Origin of the sequence: Pelagicoccus sp. SDUM812002 (assembly GCF_031127835.1) — a bacterium.
Taxonomy (GTDB): Bacteria; Verrucomicrobiota; Verrucomicrobiia; order Opitutales; family Opitutaceae; genus Pelagicoccus.
In genome coordinates, this window is the sequence record NZ_JARXHX010000017.1 from 65629 (window position 1) to 84263 (window position 18635).

10 protein-coding genes are annotated in these 18635 nt (G+C 55.3%); 4 read left to right on the plus strand and 6 right to left on the minus strand.

The window, feature by feature from the left end; translation table 11 throughout:
• Positions 1–114 precede the first annotated feature (114 nt).
• The 5 genes from QEH53_RS19225 to QEH53_RS19245 form a co-directional block, all read right to left on the minus strand.
• Complete coding sequence (locus tag QEH53_RS19225) at positions 115–3072, minus strand: TonB-dependent receptor plug domain-containing protein (protein WP_309024845.1); 2958 nt, start codon at positions 3070–3072, stop codon at positions 115–117.
• A gap of 192 nt (positions 3073–3264) precedes the next feature.
• Positions 3265–5259, minus strand: a complete 1995-nt coding sequence (locus QEH53_RS19230; RefSeq protein WP_309024846.1) for a glycoside hydrolase family 88 protein — start codon at positions 5257–5259, stop codon at positions 3265–3267.
• A gap of 22 nt (positions 5260–5281) precedes the next feature.
• Positions 5282–8056, minus strand: coding sequence for a polysaccharide lyase family 8 super-sandwich domain-containing protein (locus tag QEH53_RS19235; RefSeq protein WP_309024847.1), 2775 nt, complete (start codon positions 8054–8056; stop codon positions 5282–5284).
• 4 nt (positions 8057–8060) lie between these two features.
• Positions 8061–9743, minus strand: coding sequence for a right-handed parallel beta-helix repeat-containing protein (locus QEH53_RS19240; protein WP_309024848.1), 1683 nt, complete (start codon positions 9741–9743; stop codon positions 8061–8063).
• Positions 9744–9799: 56 nt separating this feature from the next.
• Positions 9800–11551: a tetratricopeptide repeat protein gene (locus QEH53_RS19245; protein WP_309024849.1), complete on the minus strand. Its 1752-nt coding sequence runs from the start codon at positions 11549–11551 to the stop codon at positions 9800–9802.
• Between the two features lie 163 nt (positions 11552–11714).
• Between QEH53_RS19245 and QEH53_RS19250 the strand changes: the two genes are divergently transcribed.
• The 3 genes from QEH53_RS19250 (at position 11715) to QEH53_RS19260 (ending at position 15918) form a co-directional block, all read left to right on the plus strand.
• A complete protein-coding gene (locus QEH53_RS19250) occupies positions 11715–12971 on the plus strand; it encodes a VCBS repeat-containing protein (protein WP_309024850.1) in 1257 nt (418 codons plus the stop codon).
• 75 nt (positions 12972–13046) lie between these two features.
• Positions 13047–14375 (plus strand): acetylxylan esterase, encoded by a 1329-nt coding sequence (locus QEH53_RS19255; RefSeq protein ID WP_309024851.1) that lies wholly within the window; start codon positions 13047–13049, stop codon positions 14373–14375.
• Between the two features lie 7 nt (positions 14376–14382).
• Entirely contained in the window at positions 14383–15918 is a 1536-nt protein-coding gene (locus QEH53_RS19260) for a sulfatase-like hydrolase/transferase (protein WP_309024852.1), read from the plus strand.
• 55 nt (positions 15919–15973) lie between these two features.
• On the opposite strand, the gene QEH53_RS19265 is transcribed toward QEH53_RS19260, so the two are convergent.
• Positions 15974–17158 carry a Gfo/Idh/MocA family oxidoreductase gene (locus QEH53_RS19265; protein ID WP_309024853.1) on the minus strand — a complete coding sequence of 395 codons (1185 nt, stop codon included), beginning with the start codon at positions 17156–17158 and terminating at the stop codon, positions 15974–15976.
• 352 nt (positions 17159–17510) lie between these two features.
• Here QEH53_RS19265 and QEH53_RS19270 point away from each other — a divergent pair, with 352 nt between their 5' ends.
• Complete coding sequence (locus tag QEH53_RS19270; RefSeq protein ID WP_309024854.1) at positions 17511–18566, plus strand: LacI family DNA-binding transcriptional regulator; 1056 nt, start codon at positions 17511–17513, stop codon at positions 18564–18566.
• Positions 18567–18635: the final 69 nt, after the last annotated feature.

The following is an 18635-nucleotide window of genomic DNA, read 5'->3' on the forward strand; positions in this document are numbered from 1 at the left end:
TGCGTGTGAAGAGGCCTTGCGGAACAGGTCCTCTATGAAAATAACGACAAAAGTGGCTACGCCGATTTCCGACGCAGCCACTGATGAATCAATTACCTAAATTATTCAGACCTCTTAGAATATGAACGAATTCGTGAGCGACCACGTGAGCCCGTCCGTTGGGCGCCACTTGTAGTCCTGCCATTCGAATGTGCTAGGATCTGTGCCAACACTACGTTTCTCGATGACGTAAGGATCGTCGTCGTCGAAAACGTTCTTCACGTTGAACTGTACGCGCCAATCCACCTTGTCATTGATGGGACGGCTGTAAGTTGCGAAGAAATCAATTGTTGTACGCTCATCACCCTTAGCAGGGCGGCTTACGTCAAAGTTGCCGTCAGCATCTACGAAATAGCCAATGATCGGAGCACTGGACCAGCTGAAGTTCGTCCCCACAGAAGTACCTTTCAGAGCAGAATCACTTTCAAAACGATACTTGAGGATACCGTTCATGCGATACTTGGAGGAAGGGAAACTTTGATTGCCTTGCAAGGCGATGATCTTAGCAGATTCATAATCTGCTTGAGCTAAGTAGCCCGCCAGAGTTGTCGTACCATTCTCAGTAGTGAGAGAAGCGTAGTCTGGATTTGTATACACGGAACGACGTCCCTCGAAATAGTCCAGCATATCAGTGCCTGCTTGCTGAATCGTTGTCTCGTTCTCACGACCTGAAAGTCGGAACGTCCAGCCGTTACCGAGTGATCCGTTAACGATCAACTCTGTACCCTCTGCGATTTCATTGGATCGTGAATGTGAACCAGAGTTTTCGAGCAGGTCTGAAGTCGAACCGGTTACGTCCGGATTGCTGTAGAGGATCGTTTCGATCGCACGAAGATCGTTAACGAACGACGAGAACTGACGCGTTTGTTGAGCAACCGTTTCATATTGGTTGATCGAGATATTCAAGCGATCTTCCAACAGGTTGAAACGGACTCCGTACTCGTCAGTCTCTCCATCGGTCGCTCCCAACAACTCTCCATAGATATCGTTACTTTCCGAAGGCAAGCCGATGCTGTTAGCTCTGCTGAAGGAAAAGCTGACCCAATCCGTCGCGTGGAAAACAACTCCATGGTTACGAGAGATACCTGAATTGGTTCCCGTCTTCTCATCTGGCAGCGCCGCATTGCGGAAAGAGCGATCGCCCACAGGCGTCCCGTCTACGAAGCCATACTCCGGTTCTACGATCGTGTACTGGCTGCTTCGGTCGCCCGTGATACCAGTTGCGAGCCATTCATCTCTCGTTTCATCACGATACCCGATCGAAGTTACAATGCGATCGTTCCAGAAACGGCTCTGTAATACATAGAGCTTCGTGTCCAACTTGTAAGTTTGATTCTTGTTGGCCCAGTTGTCCGTCTTCACCCACTCGAAGGTATAGCCATCGATATTCATGGTTTCCTTATCCCAATAGGTATCTCGCCAGTCAGAAGAGTAGTACTCGCCCTCACTTGGATCGAAATATTCCTTAAACAAAGGACGGAGGCTACTAGCTGCGAAATTAGAGGTTTCGATCGGGCCGTCCGGAGTTCCTGTCGTAACCATACGCCATTGGTCCCAAACCTCGTTCTTTTCGTTTTGCTCCACCATGGCAGCTAAACGGTGCGTACCAAAGATATCACTACGCTCTCCAAAGTCGAAATCGTACGACAAAGACAATCGGTAGTCTTCGATGTCCCAGTAGCGACGAATCTGCATCGGACGCGAAGTCGATGTATAGAATTCGCCGAAGTGCTCTCCAGACTCGGGTTCTACACGCAAGGAAGTACTAACCGAGTGAGTCGACAGTTTTTGTTGGTCGGACTTTCCGTAAGAGAAATCCAAATACAGGTCTTCAGTGATCTTTTGCTGAAGATTGAACTCCGTTACATTGAAGCGCGTATCGGAAAGCGTGTTCGTTCCGGAAGGCTGGTAGTTAAGCGGGTAACCGGCATCAATCAACTTCTGCGGGTTGCTGATCGTATAGCCATTTTCCGAACCGGTTTCCGAGAGTAAGTAGCGGGACCGCGTTGCGCTCTCACGGTCGCTTATCATGTAGGCGGTACCAATGATTCTCAGATCGTAGTCGCGTCTATCGACCACCGTGTCGGAACCTGCGAGCAAGATAGCATTGCCTTGGGCGATCCCGTTCGGGTTTCTAGGATCGTCCTCCGCGATATAGTAATCCACCACTTCAGGGGCACCTGCTTCGAGATAACGCGAAAATTGGTCCGCGCCGAATACTTTTCTTGGATAAGCGCGATCAACATTGTTGTACTCGTGGCTCAAGGTCAGCGTGGTTTTCTCGGTTGGCTTCCAACGCAACGATGCGTGAAGCGCGTCAGACACCGTGTAGCCCGGCTTATGAAAGTACTCCCAATCCTGGCTCAGAGCGTTTACGCGCAGAGCAAGTTTGTCCTCGATCAACACCTTGTTGATATCAGCCGTCGCACGCTGGCCACCTTCGCTGCCGATCTTGTAGGAAACGTTATTCTCGTCCGCGAAGAACGGGACCTTTGTGGAATAGTTATAAGACCCACCGGGATCACCGAGTCCGAAAAGCACCGCGTTCGGCCCCTTGGAGAAATCCACGCGCTGAGCATTATAAGCCTCCACCGACGTTTCCAGGTTCATAAAATTACGCGTGGCTGTACCCACCTTGAAGCCACGAATCGTCAGGTAGTTGAAATTCCATGCTTCGCGTTCCTCGCCGTTCGAATTCGCGAAACCAACCTCCGCTGGCTCTACATTGTTGGCGATGGCTGCCATGTCTTGCACGTCTGTAATCGCCAAGTCCTCGATTAAGTCCTTGGTAATAACGTCGACTGAGTTGGCGATGTCTTTCATGCCAGTCGCCGTACGGCCGCCTAGCAGCGAACTCGTAGCCCGGTAGCCTTGCTCTTGCTCAGCTGAAACTTCGAATGGACTGAGTTCGAAAACCTCGTTGTCCATTTGCTCCGTGGATTGAGCAAGAGCGTTGGTCGCACCAAAGAGTGCTAGGCATGCCGCTGCTCCATATGCAGGGCGCCAATTTGGCTTTGTATCTATTTTTCTCATTGGGATAGAAGGGTATTCAGTTTGGTAGTTTTGAAAGACGGCTCCCCCATTTTATTGAGAGCCACCTCGGAATGTTGGACTACTAAGTAACAGACCGATCAAACCAGCAACTGCCTCAGCTATGACTAAACAACCATAGCAAGTATATTCATAAGCATACAGGGATCGCTCGATGCGCCCCCGCTTATGCTACTACTGCGACGCTTCCCAAAGCGCCTTCCAAGCATCCAAACTATCGACCTCCACCTCGCCACTCCAGCCGAAGCCACTGCGGTAGCGAAACTCTCCGTTCTCGTCTGTCTTGCCAACTAGTAGCTCCTGTCCGGCATCCCCGGAAGCAAACTTGGTAAAGCTAGTCGTGTCTACGAGCTGCAGCGCGCTGCCAAGGGTCCCGTCGTGGAACGCCTCCCAAAGCCCAAGCGACGCCTTTTCCTCGTCGTTCCATATCTCAGGACTCTTAGACTGGGCAACCAGTCCAACTGCCACCGGCAAGTCCTTTACGCCTTCCCAGGTACCCGCATAGACGAACTGTGAAACTGCTTCGTAGTAGCGATCCCCCATATCGAGGGTGATCGTCTTCTTCTCTGTAATTGCGCCGTACTCGGTTTCCGGATACTCATAATGTACCGTAATCGATGCCCTCTTTGATGAAGTCCAGTTAACGAAGCCGCGATCGTAAACATTTGCTTGCAGCAGGGCATCGCTCTGCCAGATCCCACTCCCTCCAAGTCCCACTGTGGGACCGACTTTGTATCCGTCAAACCCTTCACCCGTATCTTCGTGGTAGCTCTTCCCATGCTTCAGGTCGCCTTCGTACCACTTATTGATGACCGGGTAATCGACCTTCTTGGTCCATGCGTCCACTCCACTGCGCTCTTGCGACTCTCGCAAGGCAGGGCCGTAAACACGGAAGGCAACCACATCGTTTTCCCATGCAATGTCGTCCTTACGCTCGGGCACCAAACGGGCGAAAGCTCGCGGCTCGCCCTCACTCTTCGCAAGCAAGCTCTCGGCCCGGCTCAACAATTCGCCACACAGTGCTCCTTCAGCTTCACCAAGCACCTTCATGTACTCCGCGCCCGCGAGCAATACGGCTCCAACGCCGTAGTCTTCCGTCTCCTTAGCCGTTAAGGTATCCGGGGCCGAACCGATCCGCTGCACGTAGCCAACGCGACCGCTTTCCTCGATCCGAGTCAGAAGCCCCTCCCAAGCCTCCTCCAAACGAGGCAGGTACGTATCACGATCCAGGTATCCATTATTGATACCCCAAGCCAAGCCGAAGGCAAAAAAGCCGGAACCACTGGTTTCGCCCACGGAAATTTGCTCGGGGTCGCGCAAAGATGGATACCAGAGGCCGTCGTCTTGCTGGGCTCGCAGCACCCCATCCGTCATTTCCAAAAACACCTTTTCCAGAAACGGACGGAATGCGTACGATTCCGGAAGCTGCTCCAAGGTGAGAGCCAATCCGCCATACACCCAGCCATTTCCTCGGCTCCAAAAGATCTTTTTCCCGTTTTCCGTACGGCGGTCGAGGAACCGGGTATCGCGGAAGAAGAGCTTCTCCTCCTCGTCATAGAGCTCGTCGTAGGTGAACCGGAATTCCCTCTCTAAAAACTCCAAGTAGCGCTCATCGCCTGTAGCGGCATGCAAACGAGCGAGGGTCGGCGGCGCCATGTAAAGCGCGTCGCACCACGTCCAGCGATCGCTGACACTGACCTCTGGATACTTTTGCTTGTTGCGATAGTCGAGCTCCTCCAAGCGGGGCTCCGAAAAAACCTCCTCGAACCGCTCGACGAAGGGACTTAGGCGCTCCTTTCGATCGGTATCCATAAAATAGATATCTAGCCAGGCATGACCCACCGCATGGTCATCAGCATGGTAGCGACGCGGCCCCGGCAACCAGACCGATTGCTCTCCGAGCTCCAGAACAGTCGCGAGGTAACGCTCATCGCCCGTCGCGTCGGCGGCCCGCAGCAAACCGTCGTAAAGGGGGGCGATTACCCAATGTCTCGTGTCCCGCCCGCTTGGGTTGTCCAGTATCCAATCCGCCACGCGACGCACTTCCGTTTCCACGGAGTTCCCCTCATGCTCTTCCGAGCTAGGATTGCACCCAACCCCAAACAATGCCGCGACCGCCATAGCCGTCGCTCCTCCTATCGATCGCTTCGCTAGATCCTCTATCTTCATAATCTTAAATTCACCTTTTACCTTACTTTTCTACTTTTATTCTCAAACTCACGGACTTGCCGCCATGCATCGACGAAAGGGGCAAGTGGAAGACCGCGTCAACCTGCGATCCCTCAGCATTTCCAACGCTCACCTCCAGCTCTCCGCCCTGGCGCGAAGGGTCCGCAACCGTCAGAACGAACTCGTCATTGCCATCCTTAGAAACAAGCAGCACGCAGCGTTTGCTCACAGAAATCCAAGCGCCGTCCGGCAAGGCACATCTTCCTCCTTCATGAAATACGAATTGGCTATGTCGTCCTGCCGCATCGGCCACCGCTTGCACTTGCTTCGTGTTGGCCAAAACTCGGTAGGGTACCGCTTCCACAAGCTCAATTCCTCGTTCTCGCTTCGCTGCGCTAATCACCGCGTATTCATATTTTTCAGATTGCGGCTTAACTCCATGGGAAAGCGTCACCGAAAATACCTTACTCTCAACTTCCATTGGGCTTCCAGTAAGACGTAGCTCCCGCCAAGATCCTCCTTGCATTTGGCTACCAACAAAAACGCGCTGCCCTTCTGGCAAGTAATACAAAGTCCCGTCGTGCCAAACGCCCAGTGCTTGCGGCGATTCAGCCATCTCACGCATTTCCTCCAGGGCTTCCACTTGAGACGTGCCCTTTCGCAAGAGATAAGCACTTCCCTCCGCGAACCGCTGCTCCACGGAGGTTTGCAGCGGCTCTTCGAGGTCCGACTCGATTCCGGCGCCCAGCATCACCATGCCCCAGTCGAAAGCGAAGTAGCTTTTTAAAGCCTTCACCCCATCACGCTGATAATCGTACACCGCCGCTCCGCGCCAACCGTCGCTGGCACCGCCCACGAAATCCGTATTTCCTTTGGTCCGTACCACCTTGTGGTTGAGTTCTGGTATCGGCTGGTTCGATACGACGCCAGTCACGCCCGGTATACGCCTCCAATCCCAGACCGGTTGAATGTTCGCATACTCCTGGCCATCCTTAACGAAAAGGGTTGAACCATCGGGAAGGTAATAACTCTTCAATCCTTGCCGGTTGATCGACTCCGTTCCCGTCAGGAATTTCGAATACGCCTTGACCGACGCATAAAACGCTTCCCGCCGATGAACCATGAATTCGGAGCGATAAAAGTAGCGGTTCCCTTCCAAGAGATCAGGCCCCTCCTCTTGCGTCGAAGCGACAAGCCGCTCGAGCTCCCGCTCGCGTCCATCACCCATTTCCAGCCACAGCTTGGCCACCGGAGCCAAATAGCTGGAATCCTTGTCCTCCACCGAAACCATACGCCCCAAGGCTCCGAAGTCGGCAAAGGTGCCTCGTGCCATCCAGCGATTACCATCCAAGAGCATACCGAGAATCAACTCCCGCTTCTCCTCCCCGAACTGGAAGCGCCCGCCATGGGCCATGTACATCACTTCCGTCAGGTCGGTCACAAACTTAGCTCCGTAGCCATGCGAGTAAAGTTGGGGACCGTGCTGGTGAAAACTGAAGTCCGCCTGCAAGCCTTCACCCTCTTCCACTCGCACCATGGCTGCAATCCGCTGAATCGACCTCTCCACCAGGGACGGGTTCTCCTCCAACAAGCCACGGATCATGGTGATCTTGTTGATCCAAATCAGGTTTTGCCCCGTCATGGGACGCTTGGCTCGTCGCATGACATTCAGGACCGACTCCCGGCGTGCTCCTTCGAGCTCGTCCCTCAGATAGAGTCCGATTCGAGCGAATTCCAAGGGATAGCCGATCTCGTTGTAGTACCAATTCCGATGCCAAAGATTCTCCGCTATGGTATAGTCTAAGCCTCTATACACAGCCTTCAGAACCTTGTTTCGCTTAGCCGCTGTGAGCGCCATCCTCTCGCGAGCGTAAGCGAGCTTTCGCATACGGTAGAGGTGCTGCATACGACTGGTCGCGCTCACCGAATCGGTATGGCCGTATTCAAACTCTGGCCACCGTCCGTCAGGCAATTGGGTTGATATCCATTCGTCGATCTCCGGTTCGCTGACCTCCTCCTCTTGCAATTCTATGAATCGATCCGTCAATCGCTGCAGGTCTTGCCGCGTCTTGCTGTCGATACGGTCCGGCTTGGCGGGATCGGTTTGGTGATTCCGGAATCGCTCCGCCATCTCCGCTTGCTGGTCGAGCAACCGTCGCTTGGCTTCAGGGCTGAGCCGTCCGTCTTTCCCTACCATCGCCATGTCTCCCCAGAGAACCGGCATCAAGAAGGGGCCTGGCCCTGAATTCGCGCTGCGGCGCTCGATGCGAAAACCAACCGCCTTTGCTTCTGCCAAAGGCTCTCCTCCAAGCTGCTCGAGCGACAAGGACAGTTCCCATTGGTAGCTCGAGGCGGTCCGCTTCCCCGCGACTTTAATCACCTCTCTCGTTTCGACCGACGCAGCACCCGATCGTATCAAAGAAACAGATACTTGATTGTTTACGTCCGGAACCCCTACCAAAAAGTGAAAATCGTCGGCTTCGTAGCTGAAGTCGCTGTCGTTGCCTAAGTCGATGCCGAAATTGAAAAAGTCCTTGGCGTGGATCTCCCAAAAACCGGAATCTCCTTCCACTCGCGCCATCAAGTATAGCTCCGCCCCTTTCCAGGCAGCCTGGAACTGAAAACCACCTTCCTTTGTCGGCGAGCTCGCGAGCTGCTCCCAATCGGAAAAATCTCCGTCGATCGCCAAATCTCCCTCCGTGGCTACCCACAACTCTCTCGCATGCTCAGCCGAAGCAAGCGTTCCCGCTAGCCCCGCGCCCAGCGCAAAAAGCATCCCTCTTTTCAAAATCCCCATCGTTCTATCGCTCAGTAGGAAAGTATGCTGGCAAGGGCCTTCCCGATTCGATGGCACCCATGTCCGGTCCATCCCCTGAGTAATCGTCGTTAAAGTTTGGTAGCTTTGCCGCAGCTCCGTAGCCCGGGCTATCTTCCGCAAGCGGCATCGCCCAGATAGTTCCCTCACGTAATGATTCGGCAAATACCGGTACTCCATGAATCCCTTCGCTCTCGCTGGAATGATGGGCCTGCACGCGGCCATTGTAGAGGTCGTAGTTGAAATCGTTCAACTCGCTGGACTGCCCGTCATAGACCGCATGGCCATTGTCGTGGCGCAACCACAAGATGTTGTTCCGGCTCTGGACATTGACCTGCACCTTTCGCTGCGTGCTGAACTTCAAACCCGCCTGAGCCCCCGAGGTGTCATTCGTTCCGTCCCACGGTTCGGGTTGCAAAATCGTGTTATGGAACACGTAGATCCGCCCCTTCGTGTAGGCCTCGCTCCTCGGCTCCCCTCCGAGCTTGAGGAAGAACTGCCCGCGAAACGCATCCGGTCCCTTGCGGGAACGCAAGTAGATGTTGCGAAAGACGTAACACGGCCCTACCGAGGTGCCAGCTGTCGCAATCGCTCCAAACGTGCTGTCGATTACATTGCCCCACACCCGCACATTCTGGTTTGCGCCTTCGATCTCCAAGCCATCGTCCCAACATTGGGAAATCCAATTCCCGTAAATATCGGAGTCATTTACTGGAAATCCTCCGTATCCAAAATTATGCCACTCGCCCATGGCATCGTTGAACATATGGTCCCAGTCAGAATAGATTCGATTGTGACGTATCACCATCTCACCTCCTCCGTTGATAAACGAAATCCCTTGAGGACCAATCGGGTGACGGCTCCCGTTCCGGCTCTCGCGCGCTTGCGTCCAAGCGTTCGAATTCGAGCGCGGGTGGTGCAGCAAATTATTCTGAATCACGATCCGATGCAGGGTCTTTTCCTCGCCTTCTGCCGTTTCGTGAAAGATCGCCGAATCGAAGTTACGTCCCCAGCCGTCATCGAGATCTTGGCCCCAACCAGAGATATCGCAGTTTTCGATCACAACGTCATGGACCTTGCCAAGTTCCACGCCGTGCTGCGAAGCCCCCACCAAAGTCAGGCCGCGCAAGATAACGAAGTTTGCCTCCACCAGCACGTTTACGCGATCCTGATTGCGACCGTCTATGGTTGTCCCATCTTCGCTCGCTTGATAAAGCACGTATCCATCCTGCGGATTCCCTCCTTCACGAATCGTAAGCGTTTCATCCATACGCTCCGGCAGTGTCACGACCCGAGCGATCTTGAAATCCGAATCGCGGGTTTGCACCTCAACCCGCTCCGTAGGGAACCCACCCTCCAGGCTCAGCTCGACCTCATAACGGGTTCCTTCCTTCAATCCCACGATGCTCCCGCGATACTCGTCGCTGAATTCTGGCGCTTCCTCGCGCTCGTAGTCGTCGAACCAAAGCGGCAAGGCTTCCCTCCAAACATCCCTCCCTTTCTCTCGATAGCGGACCGAACAAAGAATATCGCTCCCCCCTTTTTCCGGCGCCCAACGCAAACCGATGCAGTCAAAGGTAGGTACCGCCTGCGGAGCAGACGCTTTTCCAGCTACGCTCCAACTGAGGCACATAGTGGCCAAACAAACAAACAGGGTGTAAACTTTCATACCAAAAACGTCCATCTAGCTACCGTTCCCACTCTTGAACAACCCCACGTCTATGACTAAACAGAATCGGACTCCTTATTCAGTTTGTCGATCATGGCAGCGAGGCGCCGCGCCTCAGGCAATGCGCCCTGGGCCAGCGCGAGTCGTCGAGCCGCCTCGAGACTGGCAATTCCCTCCGCGAATTGGTCGAGCTGCAACAAGGCAACGCCCTGGATTTTCCGAACGAAAAAGCTTTCCGGCAATTGCGGAACAGCCACCGACGTCAGCGTTTCCAACGCTCGCCACTCTTCTCCCTCCACCAAACGAGCGGCAACTTGCCGGAATCGCTTCTCGCTAGCGGGGTTGCTCCCGTAGGCTTTGCTCAATGCCGCCAACCACTCAGGCCGCTGCCCAGCCTCTTCATGGTCTAGCGCGCGCGCCAGCCAGTACTGGGATTTCAAGCGAGGCAACGCCTTCTCTCCAGGCAATCGTGCGGCCAGCGTATCGACTGCCCACGCGGCTTGCGCCCAATCGCGACCTTCAATCGCCGCTGCCAAAAGCTTAGCGTAAAGTTGGCCGGTCATCGGACGCGCCTGCAGCGCCTTCCTGAAAAGAAGCAGGGCCTCCTCGAAACACCCTTGCTCTCGGGCCAAATCGCCACTCGCCTCCAGCAATTCTCCATCGAAGCGGTGCTGCTCTAACGCTTTATTCAAAACAGTTCGCGCCTTGTCGGAACGGCCCAGAGCCATCCAGCAGCGCGCTTCCAGCAACGCGACACGAGCTCCGCCGAAACCGCGCTGCTTCGCGCCTTGGCAAAGTTCCAAGGCTTTACGGTAGTCCTCGTTTCGATACAACTCGTCTCCGTAAATGGTAAACGCGTGACGAGGTGCATCCTCGCAGGCGACCGCCTTTTCGATGGCCTGGAAAGCTGGGCCTCGCCGATCCGAAGCGAATTCCAGTTTCGCCAAACCGACCCACAAATCGCCGCTTTCGGGATAGAGCTCGAGCCCACTCTCCAAGACTTCACGGGCCTCATCGAAGCGCAAGGCGGTGAAAAGCTCATCTGCGTCGCACGACAAACGGTATTCTCCGTATCGATACGCACGAAGTTCCTCCAACCACGGATCACGCGTCGTGGTGTGTCGCGGATTCCCCTGCCCTATCTCCAGAAAACGCTGGGCCGTGGCTCCCTCGCCGGCCGCCGCATAGAGGTTTGCTAGAAGCAACGCCGCATCGCCGCAATTCGGATCGCGTTGCAGGCAATCGAGCAATCGACGTTTCGCCTCCGTTGAATCCCCTCGTCGCATCGCTTGTTTGGCTAAGGAGACCGAGGCCCCGGCGAAACTTGACGCTTCCGCCAAACAGGCTTCGTACAAATCCGCCGCATCCTCCCCAGTCGCCTCCTTCAGGCGAGCCAAACGGAGAGTTGCCCGAGGATAGTCAACACCCCGGTCTCGCTGCTCCTCAAGGAGGTCACGAGCCCGGGCCGCATTCCCTTGCGCCTCCCTGACGCAAGCCAAAAGGTAGGCGGCCCGATCCGAAGACTCGCCGATTCCCGTTTTCGCGACCCATTCGTAACAGCTCGCCGCCTCCGCCAAAAAGGCGTTAGCGTGGTAAAACTTCCCTAAGCGAAACGCGGCGCCTAAAGACTCCCCGCTTCGCTCCCACAAGTTCCGATATGCTGATGCCATGACCACATCCTCTCCCAGGTCCTTCTCGAGGAGTTGAGGCATCACGCGAGCCTCTAAACAATCCACCCCTGAAAACACGCAGGCAAGGCAGGCGATAACCGGGGCGAAACGGAGCACTTTGAGGTTCGAAAAAGTCATCGGAGTCTCGGGGTAACGAAGAATCACAGTACTCTCTCACCATTTCCGTCCCGACGCCTAGAGGAAAAGCAGCCCCCACGGCCGACTTCCAATGACTAAATATTCATAGCCTTTAAAACATCAGTAGTCGCAGCAATATCGCAGCACTCCTACGAACCCCAACATGCCCCGACTACCCATCCCGTTTCGCATTCCACTTGCAGCTGCCGCCATACTGGGCATTTGCCTTCCCCGAAACCAGGCGAGCGACGCACTCGCTCCCCTTTCCCTCCCGTCCTACGTGCCGCGCACGATCGGTTTCCCTGCTGAGAGCGAAGCCTGGATTACCGACCTCAGCATCGCTGACCTCGACGGCGACGGTCATCGCGACGTCATCGCTGCCGAGGGTCGGCTTCACCGCATTTCCGCGCTTTTCGGAGAAGGCGACCTGAGCTTCGCCGAGACCGTCCTCAACGAACAAACAGCCGGCCCCGCCCACGTGGAGGCTTGCGACTTCGACCAAGATGGCGACCTGGACCTGCTGGTCGCTTGCATGGGCATCATCTTCCCGAGCAACCAGAGGATCGGTTCCATCGAAATCCTCGAACAAACCGCCCCGCGCGCTTTCAAACGACATGTGATCGCGGAGCAAATCGCGCGGGTCACCGACCTGCGAGCGGGCGACCTCGACGGCGATGGCGACCTCGATCTCGCCGTAGGGCAATTTGGATACGAGCAAGGCGAAGTGCGTTGGCTGGAAAACCTGGGAAATTGGCAATTTACCAGCCATCCGCTCCTCGCCCTGCCCGGAGCGATCCACACACCCATCGCCGATCTCGACGGGGATGGCCATCTCGACATTGTCGCCCTCATCTCCCAGCAGTGGGAGGAAGTCCACTTTTTCAAAGGGAACGGAAACGGCAGCTTCCAAAACCAAGTCATCTTCGCCTCCAGCAACCAAGACTACGGCAGCAGCGGACTTTCGCTTTCAGACATCGACGCCGACGGAGACCTAGACGTTCTCTACACAAACGGAGACGGATTCGACTACGCCCGTCCCGGGCCCCGCCCCCACCATGGCCTGCAAGTCCTCTACAACGATGGCGGTCGCTTCCTCAACCAACGCATCGCCGACTTCGCGGGGGCTTTTAGTCCCCACGCCGTGGACCTCAACCAAGACGGGCGGCTCGACATACTGGTCACCAGTTGCTTCAACCATTGGGAAAACAACCCCGTGTCCCTCGCTGCCTACCTCGCTCTTCCCGACGGCAGCTACCAGGAACACCCGCTCGCCCACCAACCGACTCATCTGGTCGTCGTCGACTCCGCCGACTTCGATGGAGACGGAAAGGTCGAACTCGTTACCGGAACCTTTCAAGTCTACCCGCCCTTTGATCCGCTCAGCCGCATCACCCTTTGGACCGCAACCGAGAATCTTTAGTCAGCGGAACGAGAATCGACAGCCAGCACGACTGTACCTAATCCCCTGCGTACCCGACATTTTAATACAATTCAAATGAATCACCCCTTCAAACTCCTATTCATCGCGTTTCTTTGCCTCGCGTCGTATCTCAATGGTCAGGCTGACAGCCCCGCTTTCCTGCAAATTCCAGAACTCACCGTCGCTCCCGACCGCTCTGACTGGACCTACGAAGTGGGCGAGCCTGTTGCATTCACCATCTCCCTCCACGCCCACGGCAATCCGCTGAGCGATGTCGAAGTCAGCTACCAAGTCGGACCCGAACTGCACGAGGGACCCGCTCAAAGCGCGATCATTCGCGACGGTCGCTTCTCCTTCGAAGCAAATCCACTGCAAAAGCCTGGATTCCTCCGCTGCATCGCTACCGTCACACTGGACGGAGAGCAATACACTGCGAGAGGCACGGCGGCCTTCAGCCCAGAGCGAATACGTCCCACCCAAGTGGAACCAGCCGACTTCGACTCATACTGGAGCGACCAACTCGAAAGCCTCGAGAAGATCGACCTGCGTCCCGTCAAGACTCCGTACCCAAAACTCAATACACCTGAGGTCAACACGTTCAAGGTACGCTACCAATCCTGGGGCAAACAAAATGGCGAAGCTCCCTTCTACGGCGTGCTCACCGAACCGAACAAAGAAGGCAAGTTTCCCGCCGTCCTGCAGGTTCCCGGAGCGGGCGTACGCCCCTACACCGGAAACCATCAACTGGCGAAAGCTGGATTTATCGCCTTCCAAATCGGCATCCACAGCATCCCCATCGACCTAGAAGGTGACGTGTATTCCAATCTCAGATACGCAGGGCTCCACAATTATTGGGGCTACAACCTCAATGACCGAGACGAGTACTACTTTCGCCGCGTCTTCCTTGGCTGCGTCAAAGCCCTCGACATTCTCACCACCCATCCGAACTGGGACGGCGAAACGCTCATCGTCTACGGTGGCAGCCAAGGCGGATTCCTCAGCATCGTGACCTCCGCCCTCGACAAACGCGTGACCGGACTGGTGGCGAACTATCCGGCCTACTGCGACGTCACAGGCACCTTGCATGATCGCGCTGGCGGCTGGCCCAAGATGTTCCGCTACGATCGCTATCGCCAAGAGAATATGATTGCCACTACCGCCTACTACGACGGCGTTAACTTCGCCAAACGCCTCACCGTGCCCGGCAGTTACGCATTCGGCTACAACGACACCGTTTGTCCGCCCACCAGCATGTATTCAGCTTATAACGTCATCACCGCCCCCAAGGACCTGACCATCCAAGTCGACATGCCGCATAGCCCCTCCAGCTCTTTCCGCGACGAAACTTTCCAACGCGTCCTGAGGATCGCCGGAATGGAACTAGAGACCCAATCCAGTAGGTAGCGCCACGATGCAACAGCGCCCAAATATCCTCCTCATCACCAGCGACCAACAACATTGGAATACGATCGGTAGGTACTTTTCGGAGATCGATACTCCCAACCTTGATCGTCTTGCTGCCCAAGGCATGCACGCCAGCCGCGCCTACTGCCCCAACCCCACTTGCACTCCGACTCGAGCCTCCATCCTCACCGGCCAATACCCAAGTAGCCACGGCGCTTGGTCACTGGGTACAAAATTGCCGGAAGCGGTCCCAACCATCGGAGAGAGCCTGCAGCGAGACGGCTACGACTGTTCACTCATAGGTAAGGCTCATTTTCAGCCCCTTGTATCCACCAAGGAACACAATTCAATCGAATCCTATCCGCTCATCAAAGACCTTGAATACTGGAAAGACTTCCACGGACCTTTTTACGGATTCAATCACGTCGAGCTAGCGCGACACCATGGAGACGAAACCCATGTCGGTCAGCATTACGCCCTATGGCTGGAAGAAAAAGGACTCACCCACTGGCAGGACCATTTCCAGAACACTTGGGAGGATCAGGACTTTTCGGAAGGTTCGCCCAATCCTCCGCAACGCCACAGCTGGTCGCTCCCCCAAGAATACCACTCGAACACTTGGATAACCGAACGATCGATCGTGCGCATGAGGGAAGCCAAATCTCAGGAGAAGCCTTTCTTCCTATGGGCCAGCTACTTCGACCCCCACCCTCCATACGTAGTACCGGAACCGTGGGCCTCCATGTACGATCCCCAAGAGCTTACAATCCCCTGCTTGCAAAAAGGAGAACTCGAACAGGCAACGGAACTGCTTAGAAGGACACAAGACCCGTATCCAGATTTCAGTGATTTCGATGAATGCGGCTTCGGCAACCATGGCTTGCACAGTCACCTGCAGGATCGCGAGGAATTAGCCAAGGACATCGCCACCTACTACGGCATGGTTAGCTTTCTGGACCACCAAGTCGGCAAGCTGCTCGACGAACTAGAGGAACAGGGCGTGGCCGAAAACACTCTGGTCGTCTTCACCTCGGACCATGGACACTACTATGGGCACCATGGGTTGACTGCCAAAGGACCGTTTCATTTCGAGGATGGCATTCGCGTCCCTTTCATCGCAAGTTGGCCTGGACAAATTCCCGCTGGGCGAGAAACGAGCTCATTGATATCGCTCGTAGACCTTGCCCCCACTTTCTTGTCAGCGACCGGTTCAGCAAACGCGCTACCCGCGACTCAAGGCCTAGACCAGCTTTCCCTCTTGCTCGGTCGCAGCTCGAAGCTTCGCGAGAACCTGATCGTGGAACACCGAGCTCAGGAGCAGAAGCTCTACCTAAAAACGGTTGTTACGGATTCGCACAAACTGACAGTTTACCTCGGGTCAGAACAGGGGGAGCTCTACGACCTTTCGAATGACCCTGATGAGTTAAAGAACCTCTGGAACGAACCAGCAGCCAACGCCCTAAGAGAACGGCTCCTACGCGAACTCGTCTTCGCTACGATGCGTCAAGAAGCGGTACCGATGCCTCGCCTTTCGATCGCCTAGGCGAGGTTCGTATCGCTAGGAGGAGGTGCTTGCAGGCTTGCTGGCCCCTTGTTCCCTACTTGCTCGAGGGAACTTGGCTTGCGGTCTTCCATGGGGCCCCAGCCTCGCTCAAAAGGACCCCTCTTTCGAATGCGTTGATAGCGATCGATTCCAAACCTCTTATCGCCCGGAAAGTATCGCCATCCTTGGCAAACTCTTCGAGATATTCGTCCGGGATCCCTATCGTTTCGCAACCCCTATGCAACGATTCTACGACCTCGACCTGGGGGATCGCTTGCTCCGGTCCGCAGAGCCAGGAAACACCGCCAGATAGCTGATGGCCGATCTCCTCAATCATGATGCGAACCTCTTCTTCCTCAGAACTCAGGTCGATACGCCGTTCAGGCTCCCCCTCTACGCGATAGTAGGCGCCTTCATCTTTGATCCATTCGATCTCACCTTTGGTCCCGATGATACGGACCATCGGATCCACCGTTTCGCGGCTAGCGTGAGAAGCGATGAAGCTAACTGGGATTCCTGTACCCGTCAGGCCGCGCAAGCTGGCTGTATCGAAATTTTCGATATCATTCGCGCGATAGGTTTCAGCCTCAAAATGATCTACGATCGACGCGACCGAATTTAAGGCATCTCCTGCCCAAAACAGCATCAAATGAAGAAAATGGGCAGTCGCGTTGCTCACGGGAGAATCCAGCACCAGCGAATTTCCCAATCGGACCTTCCCGGCCCAAGAGTTGCGGGAAAAATACGACACGCCTCTCGGCCAAAGCGTTATGCCTCTAATCTCCCGTATCTCCCCCAGCACTCCCGCCAGAAGATCCCGCTTGATCTTGCGGGTGGCGGCAGAGTACATCTTCTGGAAACCTACTGCCACGAACCGGTCGACTTCCGCCGCTCGTTCCATGATCCTCGCGCAAGCTTCCGTCGACGGAGCCAGAGGCTTTTCGATCAATACGTTGGCTTTCGCCTCCAGAGCGGCCAGCGTCATTTCCTCGTGCAGGAAGATAGGAGTCGGAATCATGCACAAATCGAGTCTCCCCCGCCAAACGCGCAGCATCTCTTTGTAGTCGCGAAACAACTCGCACCCTTGAGCCCGCAGTTTCGCGCACTGGTCCTCCTCTTCCTCTTGGTTGATCACCGTAGCCGCCACCAGCTCAAGCTTATGCTTCGACACCATATAGTCGATCATTCTCAAGTGCACGCGACCGTAACTCGAGACGCCGATCAAAGCTGCTTTTATCATTAAACTAGGGCTCGTATAAGTGGTTAGAAATAGAGGGGTACCCCTGCAGGGTCTGCAGGAGTTCTTTTTCCCTACAGGAGTTTCGAAAAACGTATCCGCTAGGCGTCGACACCATAAACATAGGCTCTTTTTCCCAGCCAAATTTCAACGCTTCCCCAGATGACTAAATAACCATAAGGCAAGGCTTGCCGCCTAATCGACTGCCATCATGTTCCATATTCACAAATAAGCTTCCGTGCCCCCACCTCAAAACAATGCAGCACGACCGTACGGCGTACCAAGAAATCTCAAACTGTAAACCGTTTCCTTACTCGTCACGAAGCGCTGCTGCAGTACTCGATCATACAGATAGATGAATCAAGACTTCCGTGTAACCCAAGCCGATATCGCCCGCAAGGTAGGATGTAGCCAAGTCACAGTGTCTAGGGCTCTCAATGACGACCACCGAGTCGCAGAGGACCTGAAGAACACGATCAAGCAAATGGCCGATCAGCTGGGATATCGGCCCGACCCCATGCTGCGGGCCCTCGTGACCTCCCGTCGCTACCTCAACGCCAAAAGCGCCAACGCCAGCATCGCTTTCGTCTACGTCGGCAACAAGCCCGACGCCAACACCCCCTTCAGCAACTTCGAGTACTACAAGGGCGTCAAAGACAAGTCCGAAGCCCTCGGTTTCAACCTGGAAGCCCTCAAGTTCGACTCCGGCGAGATCTCCCCTGAACGCTTCGCCAGCATCCTCCGCCACCGCGGCGTCAAGGGCGTCGTCTTCGCCCTCTCCAGCGGACATTGGATCTTCACCCAGCCTATTTTCGACCTGCCCGAATTCGCCTACGTCTCGCTGGGCTACAACTTCGCCCACACTCCGGTCAATTGCATCATGCCGGACAACTACCACTCCATTACCGTAGCGTTCCGCGCCGCCCTCGACCGTGGCCACAAGCGAATCGGCCTCTCTGTATCCAAAACCCAAAACGAACGCATCGACTACGCCTTCACCGACGGCTTCCGTCGCATCGCCCTAGACAATGGCCTAGACCCGGACCTTATGGTCCACCTCTTTCGCCACGAGACGGGTGAAGAACGGAACTGTATCGACAAGAACATGATAGACTGGATGGAACGGGCCAAGCCCGACATCGTCATTGGCGAACTGGGCACCCGCCCCCACCTCGCCAAAATTCTTGACCGCAGCGGAAAAGAGCTGGGCAAGGACCTCCCCTTCATATGCCTCGATATTCGAGCTCGTATCAACGGTGACGACTCCGGTCTCATTGGAAACCGAGAACTCATGGGCCAACGGGCCGTAGAAAACATCGCGTCCCAGATCACTCGCAACCATGCGGGCTTGCCTCGTACCTACGAACGCTTGCTCGTACAATCGACCTGGCACGACGGCGAAACGTTCTAGCGAGGGTCGCCATAACGGATGCTTAGTTAAGCATCTTTCGAGCTATTGCAGATAACAACTTCCCAAGAC

Coding starts and splice junctions, on each gene's coding strand:
- QEH53_RS19270 (WP_309024854.1), top strand. CDS start 17,511: ATGAATCAAGACTTCCGTGTAACCCAAGCCGATATCGCCCGCAAGGTA.
- QEH53_RS19265 (WP_309024853.1), bottom strand. CDS start 17,158: ATGATAAAAGCAGCTTTGATCGGCGTCTCGAGTTACGGTCGCGTGCAC.
- QEH53_RS19260 (WP_309024852.1), top strand. CDS start 14,383: ATGCAACAGCGCCCAAATATCCTCCTCATCACCAGCGACCAACAACAT.
- QEH53_RS19235 (WP_309024847.1), bottom strand. CDS start 8,056: ATGGGGATTTTGAAAAGAGGGATGCTTTTTGCGCTGGGCGCGGGGCTA.
- QEH53_RS19250 (WP_309024850.1), top strand. CDS start 11,715: ATGCCCCGACTACCCATCCCGTTTCGCATTCCACTTGCAGCTGCCGCC.
- QEH53_RS19255 (WP_309024851.1), top strand. CDS start 13,047: ATGAATCACCCCTTCAAACTCCTATTCATCGCGTTTCTTTGCCTCGCG.
- QEH53_RS19230 (WP_309024846.1), bottom strand. CDS start 5,259: ATGAAGATAGAGGATCTAGCGAAGCGATCGATAGGAGGAGCGACGGCT.
- QEH53_RS19245 (WP_309024849.1), bottom strand. CDS start 11,551: ATGACTTTTTCGAACCTCAAAGTGCTCCGTTTCGCCCCGGTTATCGCC.
- QEH53_RS19225 (WP_309024845.1), bottom strand. CDS start 3,072: ATGAGAAAAATAGATACAAAGCCAAATTGGCGCCCTGCATATGGAGCA.
- QEH53_RS19240 (WP_309024848.1), bottom strand. CDS start 9,743: ATGAAAGTTTACACCCTGTTTGTTTGTTTGGCCACTATGTGCCTCAGT.